Source organism: Paenibacillus sp. FSL R5-0345 (assembly GCF_000758585.1).
Taxonomy (GTDB): domain Bacteria; phylum Bacillota; class Bacilli; order Paenibacillales; family Paenibacillaceae; genus Paenibacillus_AQ.
The window spans coordinates 2656743-2678286 of sequence record NZ_CP009281.1 but is presented as its reverse complement, the minus strand read 5'-3'; the positions used below and the strand labels follow the sequence as shown (position 1 = coordinate 2678286).

Below are 21544 nucleotides of genomic sequence, written 5' to 3'. Positions count from 1 at the left end.
AAGTTAGAATATTCCCATGCTCAGGTAACGTTCCCCCGCATCAGGTGCAATACATAGCACTCGCTTGCCGGCCCCGAGGCGCCGTGCTTCCTGCAATGCTGTCCATACTGCGGCGCCACCTGATGGGCCAAGCAGAATCCCTTCCTGTGCTGCCAGCATTCTCACGGTATTCAGTGCATCTTCATCCGAAACTTGAACAATTTCATCATAGACCTTCGTATTCAGAATGGCGGGTATAAAGCCCGGACTGGTTCCAACCAGCTTATGCGGTCCGGGCTTTCCACCGGATAACACTGGCGAGCCTTGCGGTTCAACAACAAGAATACGAATATCCGGAAGCTGCTCACGCAACACTTCCCCAGTTCCAGTAATTGTGCCTCCTGTTCCCGAAGATGCAACGAACACGTCCAGCTTCCCTTCCATTTGCTCCATAATTTCAAGAGCTGTCGTTGTTCGGTGAATGTCAGGATTCGCTTTATTCTCGAATTGCTGTGGAATAAAGCTATTCGCCACTTCTTTCCCTAGCTCGATTGCTTTTGCTATAGCCCCCGGCATCCGCTCCGCTGCAGGAGTCAACACAACTTCAGCTCCATAAGCTTTTAGAATATTGATTCGTTCCTTCGTCATATTGTCAGGCATGACAAGAATCGCTTTATAGCCTTTTGCAGCGGCATTCATAGCCAATCCAATGCCTGTATTTCCGCTTGTCGGCTCAATAATGGTTCCTCCAGGTTTCAGCAGCCCGTCTAGTTCCGCTTGCAGGACCAGATTATAAGCTGCTCTATCCTTTACACTGCCACTGGGATTGAAGCGTTCCAGCTTCACATATAGTTCTGCATCTTGGGGTGTGGTCAACCGATTCAGCCGCACAACCGGTGTATTCCCAATAAGCTCTGTTATATTGTTAACAACAAGGGGTGTCATCCTAGAGCCTCCTTCATTTCTGTACTTCCCATTATTGTAACTTGAGCGGCATCTCCTGTCGATTCTGGAACTTGCAGTCCTAACTTAAAGAACCTTAAAAAGCCGCCTCCCATACTTATGGGTAGGCGGCTTCATCATAACTGAATGCTGGTCTACAACTTACGGATTCACGTTAATGGTAAAGGTAGATGTATTATTCTTAATATTCGTTACTGTGTTCGTAATCTTCAGATTGTTGAAGGTTGCTGAGCCTCTGGCTGGACCTTGACCTGCCTCAGCAGCTTCATTCACCCAGATACCCACCCCGGATTTGCTATCAAAAGCATCGCCGCTCTTCTGTGCACCGGTAATTGTAACGTTATTAAAGATGGTATCTGTTACTGGGAATTGTGGAGTGGAACCTACATAGTTGGTCTGGAACATGATGCCATGATAGGTTGGATCAATGATATCCACATCATTAACTCGAATACCTTGGAAGACCTTGGAGGCCGAGAATACCCAAATCGCCGGGAAAGTCTGCGCGCCCCAGAAATGCCCGCCTGCACGAACAATAGAAATATTCTCAAAATTCGTAGTCGGTGAAGCTCCGAAACCGTTCATCGGATATCCAAAGTCTAACGAGCTAATCGTAATCCCGGAGTAGCAAAGCGTATCCGCGATATAAATGTTACGGAAGGTATTTGCATATCCGCCATAGACAGCTACACCGGCAGCACGCCAAGTCAAGATTGAAGTGAGGTTCTCGTAGACGTTGTCCTTCATATCTGCACCGCCGGAATCAATCGCCGAGAACAATGCAAAGCTATCATCACCGGTTGCCCGGGCTTCAATATTAGACACGAGGTTGTTCGTGCTGCCATTAGTCATATTAATGCCGTCAGCGAAGGTGTTACGGATACGGGAGTTTTTAATCACCATATTATCAGTGTTAGCTCCCCAGTACATACATACCTGATGTTCGGTCCAAATGTTATCGATCGTAATATTCGCCACATTGGAGAAATCAAATACTTTACCAGGGCCGTCGATTCGTGATGTGTAGTTTCCGAAATAAGCGAAATTCGCAAAGGTAGATCCATTGGCTGTATCACTGGCGCGGAAGCCGACATCGGTATTCTCTTGGTTAGTTGGAGCAATAAACCTTGTATACCAAGGACCCGCACCGATTACCTTCACTGCCTTGCCGTAGACCTGAAACTTGTTAGAGGTCTGATAGTTACCTGGTGGCAAATACACACCTACGAGATTTCCTGTGGTGTCCATGCGCACTTTATCAAGTGCATTTTGAACATCCTGATGCGTAAAGCCTGCTGGAACAGTGTATTTAGCCGGATCTGGATTAGCGATCGGTGAAACCTGCTCTAGACTGATGAAATCAATGGCGTATTGAGAGGTGTTAGCGCTATCCTTTTGTAAACGGATCGTACTTCCTGCCGGAATCGTGCTGTCAAACATAATGTTAGCTTCATCATAAATATGCCGTGGAGAACCTGCGCTTGGCGAATTGCCAGGACTTGTCTCAGAACCATACAACCATGCATATTTAGAAGTTAAGTTAATAGCTTTGCTAAAGACACCATTAACATAGATGTTAAGCGTAGCATTTGTGCCGTCACCACTCGCAGAATCAGGAATTGAGAAACGAGTAACCAGAGTGTTCGTGCTGGCTTTTGTCGTGAATTCAACATAGCTGCCTGTGGTGTTCAGCGTGACTGCTCTTCTGCCTGAAGCCTCACCTGCAGGATCGCCGATGGTCCGGTTAGCTGAAAGCTTCACAGCTCCGCCGCCAATCACCCCATCCTCAGCCTCATACATGTCGTAAGGCATATTCGCTCCTCGACCAATGAACAGTGACTGCGTCTGAATATTATTAGCCCGTTTCACAGGCAGCTCATTAGCATCTACTGCAATTTCACTCTTCACAGTATATTTGCCATTTCCTGCTGTCCAATTACCGAGAGCTACAGGTGCTGTGGTTACCCCACTTGATATCACGCCGTTATAGGTGCCTGTAAGAGTTTTAACTACCGCATTCGTAGTAGCATCTAAAACCGTCAAAGTTATGTTATGCGCCCCACCCGCGGAAGCTGCTGTACCCTGGTTCTTAATGGCAACAGAGAAGCTTACAGTGTTGCCGCCTGCTGGATTTCCAGGTGTCCAACTGACGGAGGAAGCAACCAGGTCAGAACTCGATACAGGTGCAACTACAAGGGAAGTCGGGCTAGTGAAGCTATTATTTCCCTCATTTGATTCAATAACAGTATTATTCTCATCGACCTTTGCACTTAATGAGTAGGTTGCCGCATCTTTTGCCCCCATATTAAGAGATACGCTCGTTGATGCGCCAGCAGCTAGAGCACCTACTGGGCTAGTACCTACAAGTGTAGTGCCCAAATAAAAATTCACATTAGTTGCAGCAGATGCTAGAGTCCCGATATTCTTAACTGTTGCATTAAGAGTAATGGCATCCGTCTCAATGGGAGATGTTGGAGTCCATGTAAGACCAGTCACCGTCAAGTCTGGATTCGCAGATGGTGTACCAATTACCTGAAATTCGGCAATTTGTCCAGCACTTGAACCAGAGTTAGTGGTGATCTTCAGCTGCAATTCACTAGCTGTAGCCGTTACCGGAATCGTCACTGTATTGCCGCTTGCCGGATTAAAGGTATAGACGGTAGCGGGTACAAGACTAGTAAAAGCCGTTGTATTCTGGTTATGTCCAAGCACTTGAATGGTTTGAGTACGTGTGGACCAAGCCGATGAAGGATTCAGCTTTAGAACTACTGATGTAACATCAGCATTGCTACCCAAGTTAACCGTTAATGTGTTCGGATAACTTCCTCCCGCACCTTCCCAATAAGTGGTTACATCCCCGTCATTCGCATTCGTCTGTACAAAAGTAAAGACTGAAGAGGACGCAGTTATACTTTTGTTCAATGCCAGATTAGAACCTGTCCCGGGTGTTGGAGTAGCTGTCGGCGTTGGTGTCGGTGTTGCTGTTGGCGTTGCTGTTGGCGTTGGTGTTGGCGTTGGTGTCGGTGTTTGTGTTGCTGTTGGTGTTGGTGTTGGTGTCGATGTCGGTGTCGGTGTCGGTGTCGGTGTCGGTGTCGGTGTCGGTGTCGGTGTCGGTGTCGGTGTCGGTGTCGGTGTCGGTGTTGCTGTCGGTGCTGAAGACGGAGTAAGGATCAAGTTATCCAGATTCACGTTTCCAGTATCACCTGCATCATATTTATAAGTAATCGTATTAGCACCAGCATTCAAGGCTAGCGTTTCAACCTTTGTAGACCATGTATTCCAGTTGGCCAGATTTAAAAGAGAAGATTGCTTTATTTTAGTCCCATTGACATAAATACTTATTGTTTTAGTGCTCCCTGAAGCATTTGCATATTTTAAGGCGGCATCATAGTTTCCAGCAGAGGCAACATTAACACTAAAGGCAGTCGTTGCTCCTTGTGTCAAATAGCCATCTACGAATCCGGTTCCGGTATAACCAGTATGATCTGTATTGACTTTTGCTCCACCGGATAAGGCAGCGTTCTCCGCTTCATATCCTGTCGTTGGGAGTGTAGTTGTACTACCATAAATCTCAAATTCCGATAGCTGTGCTGCCGGCCAGCCTGTATTTGCCGTGAAGTTCAATTTAACATATCTAGCACTCGCAGCTGTAAAATTAATGGTCACAGTATTAGAACCGCTTGCTGGATTAAAGGTGTAATTGGCAGAGGCTGCTAAGTTAGTGTAAGTAGAATCATCAGAGCTTCCCTCCACCGACAATGTTTGGGTTCTAGATTCCCAGTTCGCCGGCAGTTTTAGAACAACCTGATTGACGCTGCTCACTTCGCCTAAGTCCACTTTAATCCATTGCGGGAATGCGTTACTTACACTTTCCCAATATGTTCCTTGATTGCCGTCATTGGCATTAGTTGCTACATAAACATCGCCGAATGAGCTTGAAGTAATACTCTTCCCTTGGGCTAAATTTCCCGCAGCTAAACTCACTGAGGGATATAACGCTAACTGACCTAAAAATAAGATTACAATCAAAAAATACATTACTGTCGGTTTACCTGTAAATTTTTTAGAAGCTGCTATCATTAGAGAACCACCTCCCAAAGATTTGTGAAGCTATGCAGCTATTAAGAATGCGCTTTCAAAATAGTATTATTATAGACATCCGCCTCCTAAAATAGATCTGATAGTGTTTCGACGAGACTTAACAATCACACCATTATTAGCTGCCAGTCATCCTCTTGTTTCCTTAACTCTCACTTTTCAAGTCTCCGATCTATATCCAGAGGTTGACCACTAACTAACTAATAATGGTAATAATATAAGTTATAGGTAGGTTGACGTCGATGGCGATTTCTATGCTTAGTATGTGGGATATTACGTTCAACCAAACAAAAAAAGCTTCAGAGAGCAGCGGGAAATTCCCTCTTAACTCTCTGAAGCTCGCACTATACATTAAATCTAGCTACCAACCCCTGTAGTCCATGAGCCATTAAGTTCAATTCACTTGCAGAGGAAGCAATTTGTTCCACCGAGGCCATTTGCTCTTGCGATGCTGCCGACACATGCTGTGTACTTGCTGCAGTAGTTTCTGCAATTTCCGTAACATTTCGAAGAGATTCCACAATCTCTTCCGTTGCCGCTGTGATCTCTTCCACAGCTCCGGATACTTCCTGAACCTGTTCGGCCAGTGAATCTATAGATAACCGAATCTCACTAAAAGAACGTCCAGCCTGCTGAATAATCTCCGTGCCTCCCCTAACTTCACTCATACTACCCACCATAACCTTCATGGCATCATCTGCTTCACTTTGAATTCCGCTCGCCATTTCCGCAATTTGATTCGCAGATTCTGCGGATTGCTCTGCCAGTTTACGAACTTGATCGGCAACTACAGCGAAACCTCTACCTTGCTCACCCGCGCGGGCTGCCTCAATTGTCGCATTTAGCGCCAACATATTCGTCTGCGAAGCAATCCCTTTTATGACAGCAACAATACTGCCAATTTCTTGTGATCGATTCACAAAGCCTTGCACTTGCTGTGACAAAGATTGTATGGATCGATTAATGGATTCCATCTGCTGCCCTGCTGCTTGAAGTGATTCATCTCCGGCAATAGCAAAAGATGCAGAACGATGCGAGGCTTCAGAAATATCCTGAACACTGGAGGCAATTTGACCGATTCCTAACGATATTTCTGAGATTGTAATTGTATTGGTCTGTAAATCATTCATCTGTTTAGCTGTTCCTGAAGCTACTTCACCCATAATATCCGATATTCGTTCTGTGGCACCTGCTGTCACTCCACTATCTGAGGTAAGATTTGTAGAGGAATTCGCGAGACTATTCGCTGATAGCTTCACTTGTTCAATCATTGATCCCAAATTTTCTGTCATTTTATTAAAATTAAAAGCCAGTTCTCCGATCTCATCTTTAGACTGGACCTTTAACTTACGCGTTAGATCAGCATCTCCATCTGCAATCTCCCTAAGCTGTGTGTTCACATCACGGAGGGGTTTAATAATTCGTCCTGATATGATTAACGCAAGGATCAGGGCAAGAGCTACCGATAATCCGGTCACACCAAAGCTAGTAATCAATGCGTTGCTACGATGGGATTCTGCTTGACTCTGCCCAATCTGTATTTCCTCCACAAGCATATTCTGAAACACAATTTGAGATTCAATCATTGAATCTAAAGATAAATTTGTGAATTTCTTCTGCGCTTCCGGGAAGTTTCCATCCTTGGCTAACGCGAAGGCTTCCTTTAAAACGATCAAATAATCATTCCATTTCCCCTTCAGTTCCGTTACACCCTTTAAGTCTTCTTCACTTAATCTAGCACTCTCCAGCTCTGTAAAAGCATTCTCAATTAATGGAAGCGTCTCTTCATACTTAGACAGATATGATTTCCGTTCAGCATCTGTGTTGCTCATCACATAACGAGCCCCTAGCTCATCTGCTGTACGAATTTTATCCGTTAATCCCTGAACAAGCGACAGCTTGTTCCAGTTGCGATTGACCTGATCTGTCAGCATCGTAGCCTTTCCCTGAAACAAAGTGTTTCCTGCTATTGCCACTAGAAAGACTATAATCACAGCAGTAAATCCCAATACTATTTTTCCACGAATATTTCTGAACATCGTTGTTCCTCATCTCTATATGTATAGTAGGCCTCTATTTGGTACTTTTATCCTACTATTGCTCCCTTAAGCTTCTCTGAATTTAAACTGAATGTTCGCTTAAAAAAACAAAAAGACCCTACTTCCGGCCTAAGCAGGAAATAATGGTCTTCAAACATCTGTTTATTCGTATAAATTCCCGTTCGCCAGCTCTGCCAGCTTTCCTTCATCCAGTACGCTTAAGCGCCCACGATTTCGTGTAATGATTCCTTCATCAATGAAACGACGCACAATCCGGTTAAGATGACGATAACTTGTTCCTAGCAGCTCAGCTGTCTCAATCAGGCTTGAGGTCCGAATCTCCTCTACTCGTCGTCCTCCGCTATGATCTGCGAATAAAGACATCAAATAACTAGCAAACCGATTCTCCACTGGGTATAACAGGTTAAGTGCAGAGGCTTGGCCGAGCGTATGCAGCTTATGACTAAGCTCTCCAACTAAAAAACGCAATAATGCTGTATTTTCCTCAAGCTCCCTAAGCAGAAGTCTCCTCCCGGCAAAAAGAATCAGGCTCTCTCCAACGGACTCTACCTGGTTTTTGACAGGAAATCGGTGTAGCAGCTCCACATCCCCGATCACAGACATCGGATTTGTAAAACGTACCAGCATAGATTTTCCATTCGGCAGCAGCGTTTGAATTTTAAGCTTGCCTTCGACCAAAAGGAACATCCCATCTAATTGATCGCCAACCAAGCACAGCTTCTCTTCATCTGCATAACGTCTCAGTTCCATTTTGTGAGTTACCATTGGGCTAAAAATTCCGTCCAGACCGTTCTTCACTGCCAAGGCACGGACAGCTTCACGGTCATTTATCGTTTGCATGTGGTGCCCCCTCTATTGTTTGCTCAAATAATTGTAATTTAGAATACCCCACAAAAAAAAGGACATATGTCCTTTTTGAAAATATAGAAAGTATAAGTTCACATCACCTTACGTCACAACAGAGTCCACACTATATCGGATCATATTCACTTTATGATCTTGTAACCAAAATTCTAAACTCCGATGATTGATTTTATCCACATACCCGATAATATCAGCCCCTTGTTCCCCTCTTTTATAATAAGAAGAGCCGTAAGCTTCAATCACTTCGTCGGCAGATGACCCGACATGAATACCTCTGGCAGTGTTCATCTTCAGCTCGGAATAGATGCTGATTAGAATGATTTTATCATCACCACGTGCTGTGGCTACTGTTGTCTCGTTATCCAAATTATAGTATTGATACCGTTCAATATCGTCACGGGGTTTAGGGGCCTTGGTGAGCGATTTGAGGCTCTGAAGCAGCTGAATATCTCCCAGATATTCCGTTTCTAGATTGCTGCTGGATACGCGAGAGTAATGACTTTGCCTTGGTGCATTATATAAATAAATATGATAAATCCCATAACTTAAACCTACCGTAATAAAAATGACGATAAATGACCAGCCCTTATTAAATGGCTTCCTTCTCACTGTCCTCACACCTTCTTATAACCTTTACTGTGCAAAATATTTTTCCAGCTCGCGCTGTGCTCGATATTCCGGGATATTAAAAGACTGCCACTTCCGCTCTCTTTGAGCACCGTCCCAGCGTTCATTTTTCAAAAATTGATCCAGCATCCCGTCTTCCTTACGGCTGAATTTAATCAGTGAAGGAATAACCTCTGGTGATAAGCCCACCAAATAATTTGCATCCAGCTTACCGCTTACCTCATAACGCTCCATATTCTTATTAGCGATAATAACGTCCATCCCGATATAGTTCATTACAACATAAGAGACCATACCCAGCACAATATAACATTTAGCCAGTGGCAAACGCTGAACAGCTATCCGCATTGCTGCAAGAATCAACAGCAATCCCATAAAAATCATAAAAGCATGTACTAGGAATCGAATCGTAGTATAGCCATACGCCTCTTCATATAAAGTCAGTCTAGTAAAGGCGGAATATAACATTACAGTTGAACAACCGACCAAGATATACAATAGGATATTAATGACTTTTTGGAGCATCCCGCCCCTTTTTCCTTCCGATCCCAATGCCAGCATTAAAATAATGAAATTAATCGCGGTCACCATAATTAGCTCAAAAAATCCACTACGAGCGTAATCAGCATAGGAACTCCCCTCTGGTAAAATACCTTCCCAGGCCCCAAACAAGTAAGTAAACTGCACGATTACGAACAGAACATATACCGTGTTAATGGCTATAAGAATTGTCGTCATAATTACTGGGTCAACCTTAAAGGTGAGAGGCGCAAGCACGGGGCCATACTCCTTAGGCTGCACCTCCCAGTCATAGATCTTCGAATCTACAAAGCCCCATACTAACCCGAAAAACCCCATCCCCATTAGGAATATCCAGAGCGCCCGAACAATAATTTCACCAAATGAAATCCGATCGAGCATATTTGGCAGCCAAATTAGCACATGATGAAACACGCCATCGGCCGAGGCAAGCAGGGTAATCACAACAAGCAGTATCGGTAAAGAGATCGCAAGCCCAGTAAACACTTTCCCCAACACCTGCTTGCGCTCATCCTTCACCTTACGATCACTGCTACTTTTGATGTCCTTAAACACAGTACCCCAGTGACGAAAGTTCTGTGGAATCACATGCTCAAGTGTATCCCAAAGCACTTTGAACTTGCTCCAAGAGGGGTGTTTATCACTTAGGAGATAAGTCATATGTAATAAAATCAGCACCGGGATTACTAACAGGTTCAACCCAAAGTAAAATAGATTATGAAAGAATACATAGGTCAACGAAAGTAAAAAAATCGCTCCGAACCAGAAGTAACTGAATTTGGTGAGTTTACGCAGTTTAGCCTTAGCGTAATAAAGCATATATGCATAAAACAGACAAACAAAAATAGGATAAGATACCCCCGGCAACTTTCCGTAGAACAACAACTGATGAACAATCGCTAGTAAGAAGGCAACAATTAAAGCGGAAAGTGATCGATTAAGCTTAAGCTCCGTTTCATCGGTCATGGTAAACACCCCCATATTCTTACTTTCTTATCCTTATTCTAAATGATAAAATAAGAAAAAAAAGAGAAAGAATTAATTAATAATTTCCTATTTTCTGAAGGGAACTAAACCATGAAGCTGCATAACCAATATTTAAAACTTCACTCTCAGTTTGGGGGAGCGGCAGAAATCTCAGTTACAATGGATGAACTAGCATTCACCTTCGGATGTACACATCGAAATGCCATGCATATTGTGAATAAAATGATACAGCTCGAATGGGTACAATGGACACCTAAGCGAGGACGGGGAAGTCGTTCCTTATTACAGTTCCTTGTCCCCTCTGAAGAAATTGCACTGCAATCCATGATGCAGGCCATTAGCCGTAAAGATGTTCACAAAGCGATTGAAGGCATCAAAACCCATGCCAGCTCATCTTCACTGCAGGATACATTGCAAGGTTGGCTGTTGACCTATTTTGGGCATCATTCCGAAATACGTAGTGATAAACAGATTGATACCCTTCGACTTCCCATCACCCAGCAGCTGCACACCTTCGATCCACTCCATATGAATCTATTGGCGGAGTCCTTTGTTTCCAGTCATGTTTTCGACGGACTAGTGAGACGCAGCGGGGAACGGGATAAGATTGTACCTAGTCTTGCTCATGCCTGGGAAGTGGATGAAAGCCGTACGATCTGGACTTTTTTTCTGCGCAAGGAAGTCTTGTTCCATCACGGAAAAGTACTGACTGCCAAAGATGTAGTCTATTCCTTAGGACGGTTAATGCGAACCTCTAAGCGGACGCTCTATAGTTATATTTTCAAAGAAATCCAGCAGGTTCACGCACTAAATCCATCTACCGTACAAATTACTCTTAAGCAGCCTAACGAGCTATTTCTCCCATTTTTGTGTACGAGCAGAGCCGCTATTGTACCGCGTGATTTAGAAGGAATGGACGAATCTAACTTTGGTCGCAGACCGGTGGGGACGGGGCCATTCAAGGTTGTGGACATGAACGAGGACACCTGTGTGCTGGAGGTTTTTCCTTATTATTTTCAAGGAAGAGCTCATTTAGATCGGGTCGAAATACTCTATGTTCCATGGGATACCGAGACAGATTCCTCAGATACAGGTTCGGCTTTTCATGTGATTCAGAACCCATCATCTACCAACTCTTCGTCTTGGAGCCGAATTCATTCGGAGTCCTACATTCGTAAATTTGTGACCTGCAATACACAAAAAAAAGGACCGCTTAGCGACCCCCTTCTTAGGGCAAAGATTGTATCCTGTTTAATAGACGATTCAATATCTGTATCGCATAATTCAATAGAAGACCAAGAAATCTCGCTGCAAATATCCACTATTCCGCAATATGCTAGCGATGCTGAATTTATTGCTACCAAGCTAGGGCGGCAAGGCTATTCATGTACGGTTGTTTCTGTATCTCCAGAGGAATTCAAAGGCCCGGTTCGACTGGAGTCTGACCTGATTGTTTTCTCATTATTTCGCGACGAGGATGAACAGCTTCGCTTATTTGATTTATACCTCACGCTCTCCCAGCATATAGAACCGCATACCCGGGCGGATATTGAAGGCTGGCTCTATACCATTGCAAGGGAACCTAATCCTGAAGCTAGATCGGAGAGCTTTAGAATTATCGAGAACCGTCTTCTTGAGGAGCATCATTTGTACATCTTGTATGAAAAACCTACTCAGACTGCTTATTTGCCCTCTGTCCGAGGCGTAAGCTTCAATAGTCAAGGCTGGGTTGATCTTCGCCATTTGTGGTTTCCGCCGCTGCTCTCCAGTGACAGCACTACATGATATACACAATACCCATTCGATTCACGAATCATCGGAGCCCTTTCCCAATCAAATTAGCAGAAACTGGCTCCTTCCCAATTTCCCTTGCCCAAACGGACAACTGTCCGACATGATGAATCTCATGAGCGATCACATGGCGCATCACTTCGCCCCAAGTATCCGTCACGATCCGTCCATCCGCCAAGTGATCCTCAAAAATATTCCGTTCTAAACCCTCATGCCAAGACAGTACAAAGGGTTCCACATCGGGCCGGAACTTCGCATCCAGCATCCTAACCTGCTGCAAAGACTTGTAAAGCTCAAAGTCCTCCTGAAAATCCGGTTTCCCTTGCAATACTTGAATCCAGCTCCATTCCACATCAACAATATGGAAGAGTGTCTTCAATATACTGCCTACACCGCCAATACGTGCCTCAAGTAGCTCTTCCTCAGAAATACTCTCACACCACTCGTACCATTGTTCACGAACCATCCAGTTATATTGAAAAAATGTTTGCAAATCAATAACCTCCTTTTAATGGGAACTTAGATGTTTCCGGTACCCCTCTACCTTCTCATCTCTATACCCTAAGGATTCATAAAAAATATGCGCTTCCTTCCGCTTTTCTCCTGAGACTAAAATGATATAAAAGCAGCCTCTCTCATGAGCCATTTCTTCGATGGCGAGCATCAGTTTTTTGCCCACACCTTGACGACGGGCACGCGATGACACTACCACATTCTCAATCACCATAAACGGTTTGCAATCCCCTACTAGGTCATGACAGACAATCCCCATCAAAGACCCCATCAACTCCCCATCCACAAAAGCGCCCAACAATATATACCGACTATCTGCCTTAATCACTTTAAATACTTGTTCAAATTTATTAGGATCCGAGGGATGATCCATCAACTCCTGGTATAAATCACCAAGTTCATGGAGAGACTCCCATTCTATTTCTTTAATAACAACCATGAATGTTCAACCTACCTTCTTTAATTTAAGAATCTTTTTCATACAAATACAGTTCACCATTCCGTGGATAAAATATCCGTTTTCCAATATAACCTCTGAGGGCCAGTTGTTGTGCTAATACCTTCATAAAAGCGCCATGAGTAACTATGAGTACATTGGATGATCCAAAGTCGCGTTCTAAGCGCTCAATAACTGCTTGTGTGCGAAGTAACGTTGACCCTCTACTCTCACGCTGCGAGGAATGACCTATGTACCAAGCGATCCGTCCCAGCGCTAACCAAATCGAATGATGTAGCTTAATTTCAGTCTGCGAGGCTGCGACGATCTCGATTTCTCTTAGCTGCTGAGTATAGATAATATCGCCTGAGTAGATCTGAGTCGCCGTATGAATAGCTCTAGGAAGATCACTGCTAAGGCATACCTCCCAAACAAGCTCTGAATTACTGAACACCCCAGACTCAATATTAGATTGATTATACGCCTCAACCCACGCGTTGAATTGCTTTCCCGACATTCGCCCACTCACCGGTTGATGCGCCACTTTAAAATGTCTCACTAAACCAATTTTCATATATGCCCCACTATTTACGAACCTCCAGATCAAATTCTTCCTTCTTTCCATCCCACTCCACTACTACCTTAATGATAGAGTCCTCCTGCTCGTACGCCCCACTCCCGGATCTCTCGGACTTCAACTCACTTCTTACTCCATTAACATCTTCTAAGGTTTTACTTTCTTCACCCGAGGTTCCCTTGAAGATATATTTAAAATCTTTTATTTTATCGAGATCCGTTTGTTCTCCTTTATATTTAAGCTCAAATGTAGATTGCTGCGAAGTTTCATAATCTGGTCTTTCACCCTTTTTATCGATGAACTTCTCCGTAGCCTTTTGAACATATGCTGCAGACCATACTTCTCCTTCACCTGTAAAGGTGTAATTATGCTTATATGTAGTTGTATTGCAGGCAACAAGAAGAACTGACAACATCCCAGCCAGCAACAGCGTACCCAGATTCTTAATCATCATGAGTTCCTCCTGATTCCATAAACTTTAAATAATTCAGCACGACTTCAACACGTTCTTGAGGAGTTAAATCTCCTTCTATTCGTAAAATAGGACATTTCAACGCGGACATCCATTCCTCGTGTAGTTCCTTGCTTCTGACTTCAACTCCTGCAGTATCATATAAAGCGGCCCACTCCATAAAAGTCTGATTCGCTTCGTATTTATTTCCACCAGGTAAAATTTCGTCACCATATCTCTCGTATTCTCTAACTCTTAATCGATTCAAACGGATCTCCTGCGGAAGCCATAAAAAAATGACCAAGTCAAAATAGGGCCGAAGCCCATCCCCCCAGCCGCAAACTGCACCGCTCAGAATCCATGGCTCCTTATGGGCTAAATCCTGCTTAATTCTAGTTAATCTATCGTTGATTTCGCGCTGTTTAGTGAACTTATGCTCCCAGAAATAGTCATCACTATCCAACTGAATATGAGGTAACACCTTGGCTAATTGCTGACCTAATGTGCTAGTTCCTACTCCAGATGCACCCATGATGTGAATTCTTCGCATATATTCCCTCCAGTATTAACTTTTTCATTTTTGGAATATTATTGATCATTCGTAGCTAAAAAGCGAATAGTAACGGTAGTCCCCTTACCTTTAGAGCTATTATAAAAGATTTCCCCATCATATTTTTCTACAATATTAAAGCAAATCATTAACCCTAAACCCGTTCCATTACTTTTTAATGAATAAAAAGGTGTGCCGAGCGACTTAATCTCTACTTCGGACATTCCACTGCCTTCATCCATGATCGTTATCTCGATAAAATGATTATTTCTATTTGCTGTGACTGAGACGGATTTCCCAACATCTGAGGCTTCTAGTGCATTTTTTATAATATTAATGAGTAACTGCTTAAACTCTATTTTATTAATAGAAATAAAGCAATCTTCCTCTACCTTTATATCGATTTGATTATCAGACAGCATGGCATAGGAATGAAGCAGACCTGTTACACTTTGAAGAACTTCCTTCACATCTACTTTCTCTAGTCTTTGATCTCCATTTGGTTTTGAAAGGGTTAGAAATTGAGAGATTATCTGTTCTACTGTGTTTAATTCATCAATCATCAAGTTGAACTTACCTTTCATAGGATCATCAAATGAAGTGTCCTCTTTAAACAATTGCAAAAAGCCTCTGACCACTGTTACTGGATTTCTAATTTCATGCGCAACAGCAGCTGTTAATTGTCCTACCATCTTTAACCGCTCGGATTGCTGTAATTGTTCATAATACAGTTGCTGCTTCTTCACCCGCTTAAATGATAAATGGAAAATGAAAAATAACAACGCTTGAACAGCTATTATATTAATAATGTTGCCTACAATATCATGATGTAAATAAGTATATAATTCACCTTTATCAATAAAAATGACGTAACTAAAAGTGATTACCATTAACAATCCATTTATGATAAAGGAAAAGTAGAACAGTTTTAAATCGAAAAATAGAATAGAAAGTGCGGGAATAAGACAAATCAATATATAGGTGGTCCAAGTTTGCGGATATAAAAAGAAAAGCGTATAGAAGTAAGCAAATCCAAAAAGAATGATAATCTTTCTAAAGGTATATGTCTCATACTTAGGATAGATCCATAAACTAATGGATAGAATCATCACACACAAAAAATGTACAATGTATCCAAAATTAATCCCGTTCAACTCTGTTGTAGATAGTATTAATCCAGATATCATAAGAATAATGATTAATAACATAACAATATAATAAATTTTCCGATTCACCTGACTGTAGAACTCTTTCATGAATTCACCACTTCTAAATTAATTTAACCCTTTTGGAAAAACACCCTTTTTAGAGGAAAAATTTAAGGGCACCCACTTGGATGCCCTTTCTACATATCATTGCATCAAACTTATTTAATTCATTTTATACATTATAGTAATTATATCAGTCACTTTATTAAAATGGGAATAGGTACTTTTAGCCCTAATTATGATACGACACCCATTTATGTGTCAATGTATAAAAAAACAGACTGCTTTCACTAAGCAAAGCAGTCCATTTATAGTTAACCTTTATTCCAAATCCTTAGCAATATCCTTAGGAATCCGGCGGGCAACATCTGTTGCGATAGCTGCGTGGATCACTGCCAAACGCACAAGCTCTACTACTTTTTCGTTAAAAATACTCGGGATTACGTATTGCTCATTAACTTCATCCGGATGGACGACGGAAGCAATCGCTTTTGCCGCGGCCAGCTTCATTTCAAGATTCACTGTTTTTGCTCTGCAATCCAGTGCACCACGGAAGATCCCAGGAAAACACAGCACATTGTTAATCTGATTCGGATAGTCACTTCTACCTGTCGCTAATACACGAACAAAAGGCTCAGCCAATTCTGGTTCAATCTCCGGTGTCGGATTCGCCATTGCAAACACAATGTTATCGCTGGCCATGCTCTTGAGATGATCGACGGATAGAATCCCGCCGCGTGACACCCCAATAAAGACATCGGCTCCCTGCATAACCTCCATCAGTCCACCTTCAATGCCTTCCGGGTTCGTTGCGTCAGCAAGCTTCCGCCATTCCTGATTATCGTACTGAAGATCTTTTCTAAGAACACCTTCACGATCTACCGCATAGATCTTACGTGCTCCTGCTGCCAGAAGCATATTACAGATGGATACCCCTGCTGCACCTATCCCCACAACTACAATTCGAACATCTCCAATAGATTTATCTACTACTTTAAGAGCATTCAGAAGACCTGCCAAAACTACTACAGATGTACCATGCTGGTCATCATGAAATACCGGAATATCTAGCTCTTCAGCAAGCCGACGTTCAATCTCGAAACAACGCGGAGAACTGATATCCTCTAAGTTTATTCCCCCAAATCCAGGAGATACTGCTTTTACAATATTAATAATTTCATCTGGATCTTTGGTATTTAAGCATAGTGGAAAGGCATCGATGTTCGCCAATTGTTTAAACAGCATAGCCTTACCTTCCATAACAGGCATAGCCGCTTCCGGACCAATATCTCCTAGTCCAAGCACAGCCGTACCGTCCGTAACTACAGCTACAGTATTCCGCTTCATCGTCAATGAATAGGCTTTGTTCGGATCTTCAGCAATTGCCGTACACACTCGGGCAACTCCCGGCGTATACACCAGCGATAAATCCTCACGATTCTTGATAGGCATTTTAGGTGTGATTTCAATCTTCCCGCCTAGATGAGCTAAAAATGTTCGATCTGACACGTTGATTACTTTGACCCCTGGCATCTTCGATAGTATAGACATGATTTCTCCATTCGCGGCATCTTGCACGTTTATTGTTATATCTCGAGTTGTTACGTCCTTACCTGCACGAATCACGTCAATCGCAACGATATCTCCGCCAGCAGTGGCAATTCCTGAAGCAACATCACCAAAAGAAGCAACCGATTTCCGAATTTCGAGCCTTACAATCATCGTTGTTGCAATCGCCATGAATTAGCCTCTCTTTCTGCAATCCTAAGATTTCAAATACACTATACTATACCATTTAAACAAACTTTCATCCTATTGAATAGATCACCTTAGTATTTTTCTTCATACAGTATTCCCTTAGGCACCAGGACCAAATACATCAGGGATCGTAGCGACGGGCACAAAGCCGTTTTCACCTTAAAATAATCAAAATCTTCTGCATAGGTCATGCTCAGGATTCTTTCTATCTAGTTTGATTATAATGTTACAATTCACAATTAAAGTGCGATCCACGGAGTCTCACTTGCGTTATATCATAGACAATGACAAGTTGACTGGGCAGAATAAATATTATATATATGTCTTACCTATAACGTAGTTGAAGGAGCTTACAATTATGACAGAATCATTTCAAGCACTGGTTGTCGACAAAACAGAATCATCATTCTCCGTCGCTGTTAAGCCGGTTACCTTAGAAGAACTACCCGCAGGAGAAGTTGTAATTAAGGTTGCATACTCCAGTGTGAACTATAAAGACGGACTAGCCAGTATCCCAAACGGAAAGATTTTAAGATCCTACCCTTTTATTCCTGGCATCGACTTATCCGGTATTGTGGTGTCTTCCACAGACGAGCGGTTTCATGAAGGTCAGCAAGTCATTGCGACAGGGTATGGTATTGGCGTGTCTCACTTTGGAGGATATAGCGAATACGCATGTATTCCTGCTGCTTGGATCACCCCGCTCCCGGAAGGACTTACACTAAGAGAAGCTATGATCTATGGTACCGCTGGACTGACGGCTGGCTTGTCCATTCAAGCACTGGAGGACAACGGCATAGTACCAGACAAAGGTAAAGTCCTCGTAACTGGAGCGACCGGCGGTGTAGGTGGATCTGCTATCGCTATGCTTAGCACAAAGGGCTATAGCGTTGTGGCCAGTACTGGTAATGCCGAAGCTAACGATTATCTAAAAGGTCTTGGTGCGGAAGAAGTCATTTCACGCGAAGAGGTTACTGGCAGTTCGACCAAGCCTTTAGAGAAACAGCAATGGCAGGCTGCTGTAGATTCCGTTGGGGGTAACTCACTTGCCGCGATTTTGAGTAAAATCTCCTACAGAGGTTCTGTTGCAGCAAGCGGCTTGACCGGCGGCACTTCTGTTCCGACTACTGTCCTTCCGTTTATTCTTCGGGGAGTTAATCTGCTAGGCATTGATTCCGTAGAGTGCCCTGCTTCGCTTCGTGAAAAGGTGTGGACACGGATGGCAACTGATCTGAAGCCTGCACAGCTTGAGAACCTTGTAGATCGTGAAGTAACCTTAAATGAATTGCCGCAGGCATTGAATGATATTCTGCAAGGAAACACACGAGGAAGAGTGCTTGTCCGTATTTCTTAAGCCATAACAAGTAGACCTCCCGAGAAATGATCTCGGGAGGTCTTTTGTAGTTACTCTTGATTATTTGAATATTGATAATTCGGTTGTTGTTGTACATAAGGCTGTTGACGATAGTGCTGTTCATAGCCTTGCGTGTAGTATCCTTGCATCGGGTAAGGCTGGTAATTAAATGCTTGCGTCGCTGGAGGCATTTGTGAAGAGATGGGAATGGGTTGAGCTTGCATATGAGCGTATGGCTGCATGTTCGGATGCATGTGTGGGTGCATATTCGGTTGCATGTTCGGTTTCATATTTGCATGCATATTCATATTTGGAGCCATATTTGGAGCCATATTGCTAACTCCCTTTACTTTATCTTCCTCACAGCAGTCGGCAGGTGGGCCGATAAAGGTTCCAGGTTTAATAGGCGCTAAGGCTTCCTTTACCAAGGCTTCGTTCAAACAGTAAGTATGAGCTAATACATTCGCCGGAGTTTTGCTTAGAATATCCGAACCTAAGATAACCTCAGGAATAGGTGCGTCAAAAATCGCGAGCAAATGAGTATTATCGGCCGTTGCTACTTCATAATGCCACCAGCCTTGCGGGACATTTGCCACTTGACCTGGACAAATTGGGAAATGCAAAAGTTCATTTGTAAACGGATTGATTAAGGACACTACCGCTGAACCGCAGATACAATAGACAAGCTCTGCCGCATTTTGATGATAATGTGGCTCTACCACATTCGATTTACTAAGAAAAATATCAAGGAGCGAAGTATTCTCCAGTGTGTTCAACTGCTTAACGGACAGCAAATTAATAAAGTTGTTGGCATCCTTTTTAAAGAGAGTATTAGTGTTCACATCAAAAGTAAATTCTGTATCTGGGGACGTGTAGTCCATGTATGAAGTCACTGATTATTCCTACCCTTCTGTTACTATATTTTTTTTGAATTCCCTAACAACAAGATATGCGTTTGCCTATGCCTAGGTGCCGGAGATTCACTGACTCCATTTAAAATTCATCTTTCACTGTTAAACAGGGCACCCTCTATAGTGTTAAAATCTCACACTACACAGGAGGCAAAGTATGAAATCGATTCACACTAAAATAGTTTTAGCGTTATGTATTACGCTTTTCACCATGATGGGCATGCAATCTATGAATCAACTCTCCACTGTTGCAGCCGCTGACCACAAATCCTCTTCCAAACAGACTCCATTAACCTTTGTTCTGATCCATGGATCTTGGGCTACAGCAGGCTTTTGGGATGAAACTACAGCCGAGCTCCGCAAATTAGGGCACACCGTCTACACGCCGGAATATGCCGGACACGGTGCGGATAAGAATAATAACGTAACGCATGAGCAAATCACAAAGTCCGTTGTCGACTATATCAAACAAAAAGACTTGAAGAATTTTATTCTCCTTGGACATAGCTTTGGAGGGTCAGTCATCCAAACAGTTTCCCAGCAAGTCCCTGATCGGATCAAACGGATCGTGTTCTTCGATGCCTTCGCGCCGCTAGACGGACAAAGTGTGGCGGATCAGTTTCCGGCAGATACGCTTAAAGCCTTTGAACAGCTTAAAGACGCATCCGGCAATAACACCATCACACTCCCTTTCCCGCTCTTCCGGGATACATTCGTCAACACTGCAAGTCTTGCGCAAGCACAAGCCTTTTATAAACAAGCACCACCTGAACCGGCTACCCCACTATTCGAAAAGCTAGATCTCAAGAAATTCTACAGTCTCCAAATCCCTAAAAGTTATCTTTATCTGACGGAAGACACGGCTATCCCACAAGGTCCATATGGATTTCATCCAACTCAGTCCAGTCATTTAGGCGTCTTTCGCTTCATAGAGGGTAAAGGAGATCATATGACCACTGTCAGAACCGAGCCAAAAATGATGGCGGAATTAATGGTCAAGGCGGGAAGAGACTAGAAAATAGCAAATCAGCGAAGCTATCGGACTCAGATGCAGCTGTTCACCCAAAATTGCTCTAATAATGCGAATTGAAGGAGAATAAGAGTTATACGGTCAGCAATGATCGAGTGAAGCGATACTTTTTGTATAGCCCCCAGCGTACACTGATTGTTTATGCTTTCGAATCTTATAAAAAAGAGCAAGCGTACGGGAATGTTCCCTATTACGCTTGCTCTTTTCCAATTCTCCATACTTTTAAGAATTCGGCTTCACGCCGGTAATCACCCAGCTATTATGATCTTTAACAAGTGAGATCGTCAGAAGCATGGATGGTTCCGGACCATTTGAGGTCGCGGAATCTATGCGCATTTCTATAACCTCTGAATTTGGGTTAATTACTGTTTCTTTAGTAACCTCGTATTTTGTGATCCATGGGCTGGATACGCCAGTTACCCAGTTCAGTTCAACAAACTGCGGATACATAACCTTTTTGAGTTCTTTGGAAAAGATCGAATATTGAATCGATGCATTCCGGTGCTGTAAACCGAACCCGTATAACTCAGCTGCTTGAAATGCAGTTGGTAATAAGATCCGTTTAGACTCCGGGGCTGGCAAAGGCATGGCTGAGAGCAGCTTTCCATTAGAATGAAACACCGTTCCGGTGTCAGGTGCACCTATTGCGATTCCCGGCAGAAGCAATACACCTGCGATCAGAGTAGCCGCCAATTTCTTTTTACTAATCAGAATCACCTCATAGAAAGCTTTTCACCTCATGTGAATTGAATTCTAATTATTCCCCGTTATCGCTAATTTCTATGTATCTTAACAACAATAATTATGTCACTTTCCACTTCCCAAGTGCCATTTCTATAGTATTATA

Annotated in this window: 17 protein-coding genes and 1 pseudogene; 3 read left to right on the top strand and 15 right to left on the bottom strand. The window is 43.1% G+C overall.

What is annotated here, in order from left to right; genetic code table 11:
* Window positions 1-3: 3 nt before the first annotated feature.
* The 6 genes from cysK to R50345_RS11485 form a co-directional block, all read right to left on the bottom strand.
* Entirely contained in the window at window positions 4-924 is a 921-nt protein-coding gene (cysK, locus tag R50345_RS11510; protein ID WP_042126649.1) for a cysteine synthase A, read from the bottom strand.
* 159 nt (window positions 925-1083) lie between these two features.
* Window positions 1084-5022: a galactose-binding domain-containing protein gene (locus R50345_RS11505; RefSeq protein ID WP_042126647.1), complete on the bottom strand. Its 3939-nt coding sequence runs from the start codon at window positions 5020-5022 to the stop codon at window positions 1084-1086.
* A gap of 362 nt (window positions 5023-5384) precedes the next feature.
* Window positions 5385-7079, bottom strand: a complete 1695-nt coding sequence (locus tag R50345_RS11500; protein WP_052414566.1) for a methyl-accepting chemotaxis protein — start codon at window positions 7077-7079, stop codon at window positions 5385-5387.
* 162 nt (window positions 7080-7241) lie between these two features.
* The gene (locus R50345_RS11495) at window positions 7242-7940 is read right to left on the bottom strand and encodes a Crp/Fnr family transcriptional regulator (protein WP_042126645.1); all 699 of its coding nucleotides are present in this window, start codon (window positions 7938-7940) and stop codon (window positions 7242-7244) included.
* 108 nt (window positions 7941-8048) lie between these two features.
* Window positions 8049-8573, bottom strand: a complete 525-nt coding sequence (locus R50345_RS30270; protein ID WP_052414565.1) for a hypothetical protein — start codon at window positions 8571-8573, stop codon at window positions 8049-8051.
* A gap of 24 nt (window positions 8574-8597) precedes the next feature.
* Complete coding sequence (locus R50345_RS11485; RefSeq protein WP_042126643.1) at window positions 8598-10097, bottom strand: DUF4153 domain-containing protein; 1500 nt, start codon at window positions 10095-10097, stop codon at window positions 8598-8600.
* Window positions 10098-10208: 111 nt separating this feature from the next.
* Between R50345_RS11485 and R50345_RS11480 the strand changes: the two genes are divergently transcribed.
* The gene (locus R50345_RS11480) at window positions 10209-11903 is read left to right on the top strand and encodes an ABC transporter substrate-binding protein (RefSeq protein ID WP_042126641.1); all 1695 of its coding nucleotides are present in this window, start codon (window positions 10209-10211) and stop codon (window positions 11901-11903) included.
* A 28-nt stretch (window positions 11904-11931) separates the two neighbouring features.
* On the opposite strand, the gene R50345_RS11475 is transcribed toward R50345_RS11480, so the two are convergent.
* From R50345_RS11475 to R50345_RS11445, 7 genes are all read right to left on the bottom strand, one after another.
* The gene (locus R50345_RS11475) at window positions 11932-12402 is read right to left on the bottom strand and encodes a DinB family protein (RefSeq protein ID WP_042126640.1); all 471 of its coding nucleotides are present in this window, start codon (window positions 12400-12402) and stop codon (window positions 11932-11934) included.
* Between the two features lie 15 nt (window positions 12403-12417).
* Entirely contained in the window at window positions 12418-12861 is a 444-nt protein-coding gene (locus R50345_RS11470) for a GNAT family N-acetyltransferase (protein WP_042126638.1), read from the bottom strand.
* Window positions 12862-12886: 25 nt separating this feature from the next.
* Complete coding sequence (locus tag R50345_RS11465) at window positions 12887-13375, bottom strand: histidine phosphatase family protein (protein WP_231574159.1); 489 nt, start codon at window positions 13373-13375, stop codon at window positions 12887-12889.
* Between the two features lie 67 nt (window positions 13376-13442).
* Window positions 13443-13886 carry a hypothetical protein gene (locus tag R50345_RS11460; protein WP_042126634.1) on the bottom strand — a complete coding sequence of 148 codons (444 nt, stop codon included), beginning with the start codon at window positions 13884-13886 and terminating at the stop codon, window positions 13443-13445.
* Window positions 13879-14436: an ATP-binding protein gene (locus R50345_RS11455; protein ID WP_042126632.1), complete on the bottom strand. Its 558-nt coding sequence runs from the start codon at window positions 14434-14436 to the stop codon at window positions 13879-13881. Before R50345_RS11455 ends, R50345_RS11460 begins: the two co-directional genes overlap by 8 nt.
* A 38-nt stretch (window positions 14437-14474) precedes the next feature.
* A complete protein-coding gene (locus tag R50345_RS11450) occupies window positions 14475-15326 on the bottom strand; it encodes a sensor histidine kinase (protein WP_231574157.1) in 852 nt (283 codons plus the stop codon).
* Window positions 15327-15965: 639 nt separating this feature from the next.
* Window positions 15966-17384 (bottom strand): NAD-dependent malic enzyme, encoded by a 1419-nt coding sequence (locus R50345_RS11445; RefSeq protein ID WP_042126628.1) that lies wholly within the window; start codon window positions 17382-17384, stop codon window positions 15966-15968.
* A gap of 376 nt (window positions 17385-17760) precedes the next feature.
* On the opposite strand from R50345_RS11445, the gene R50345_RS11440 reads away from it, so the two are divergent.
* Window positions 17761-18756 (top strand): acrylyl-CoA reductase family protein, encoded by a 996-nt coding sequence (locus tag R50345_RS11440; protein WP_042126626.1) that lies wholly within the window; start codon window positions 17761-17763, stop codon window positions 18754-18756.
* A gap of 305 nt (window positions 18757-19061) precedes the next feature.
* Here R50345_RS11440 and R50345_RS30765 read toward each other — a convergent pair.
* Window positions 19062-19649 (bottom strand): annotated as a pseudogene (locus tag R50345_RS30765) (cupin domain-containing protein); the annotation flags it as partial.
* A 175-nt stretch (window positions 19650-19824) separates the two neighbouring features.
* On the opposite strand from R50345_RS30765, the gene R50345_RS11430 reads away from it, so the two are divergent.
* Complete coding sequence (locus R50345_RS11430) at window positions 19825-20682, top strand: alpha/beta hydrolase (RefSeq protein ID WP_042126624.1); 858 nt, start codon at window positions 19825-19827, stop codon at window positions 20680-20682.
* A gap of 237 nt (window positions 20683-20919) precedes the next feature.
* Here R50345_RS11430 and R50345_RS30265 read toward each other — a convergent pair whose 3' ends face one another.
* Window positions 20920-21390: a hypothetical protein gene (locus tag R50345_RS30265; protein ID WP_197069774.1), complete on the bottom strand. Its 471-nt coding sequence runs from the start codon at window positions 21388-21390 to the stop codon at window positions 20920-20922.
* Window positions 21391-21544 lie beyond the last annotated feature (154 nt).

Excerpts from the sequence above, each read along its gene's own strand:
- R50345_RS11465 (WP_231574159.1), bottom strand. The coding sequence starts at position 13,375 with ATGTCGGGAAAGCAATTCAACGCGTGGGTTGAGGCGTATAATCAATCT.
- R50345_RS11430 (WP_042126624.1), top strand. The coding sequence starts at position 19,825 with ATGAAATCGATTCACACTAAAATAGTTTTAGCGTTATGTATTACGCTT.
- R50345_RS11450 (WP_231574157.1), bottom strand. The coding sequence starts at position 15,326 with ATGGTAATCACTTTTAGTTACGTCATTTTTATTGATAAAGGTGAATTA.
- R50345_RS11440 (WP_042126626.1), top strand. The coding sequence starts at position 17,761 with ATGACAGAATCATTTCAAGCACTGGTTGTCGACAAAACAGAATCATCA.
- R50345_RS11485 (WP_042126643.1), bottom strand. The coding sequence starts at position 10,097 with ATGACCGATGAAACGGAGCTTAAGCTTAATCGATCACTTTCCGCTTTA.
- R50345_RS11505 (WP_042126647.1), bottom strand. The coding sequence starts at position 5,022 with ATGATAGCAGCTTCTAAAAAATTTACAGGTAAACCGACAGTAATGTAT.
- R50345_RS11460 (WP_042126634.1), bottom strand. The coding sequence starts at position 13,886 with ATGATTAAGAATCTGGGTACGCTGTTGCTGGCTGGGATGTTGTCAGTT.
- R50345_RS11500 (WP_052414566.1), bottom strand. The coding sequence starts at position 7,079 with ATGTTCAGAAATATTCGTGGAAAAATAGTATTGGGATTTACTGCTGTG.
- cysK (WP_042126649.1), bottom strand. The coding sequence starts at position 924 with ATGACACCCCTTGTTGTTAACAATATAACAGAGCTTATTGGGAATACA.
- R50345_RS11445 (WP_042126628.1), bottom strand. The coding sequence starts at position 17,384 with ATGGCGATTGCAACAACGATGATTGTAAGGCTCGAAATTCGGAAATCG.
- R50345_RS11470 (WP_042126638.1), bottom strand. The coding sequence starts at position 12,861 with ATGGTTGTTATTAAAGAAATAGAATGGGAGTCTCTCCATGAACTTGGT.
- R50345_RS11495 (WP_042126645.1), bottom strand. The coding sequence starts at position 7,940 with ATGCAAACGATAAATGACCGTGAAGCTGTCCGTGCCTTGGCAGTGAAG.
- R50345_RS11480 (WP_042126641.1), top strand. The coding sequence starts at position 10,209 with ATGAAGCTGCATAACCAATATTTAAAACTTCACTCTCAGTTTGGGGGA.
- R50345_RS11455 (WP_042126632.1), bottom strand. The coding sequence starts at position 14,436 with ATGCGAAGAATTCACATCATGGGTGCATCTGGAGTAGGAACTAGCACA.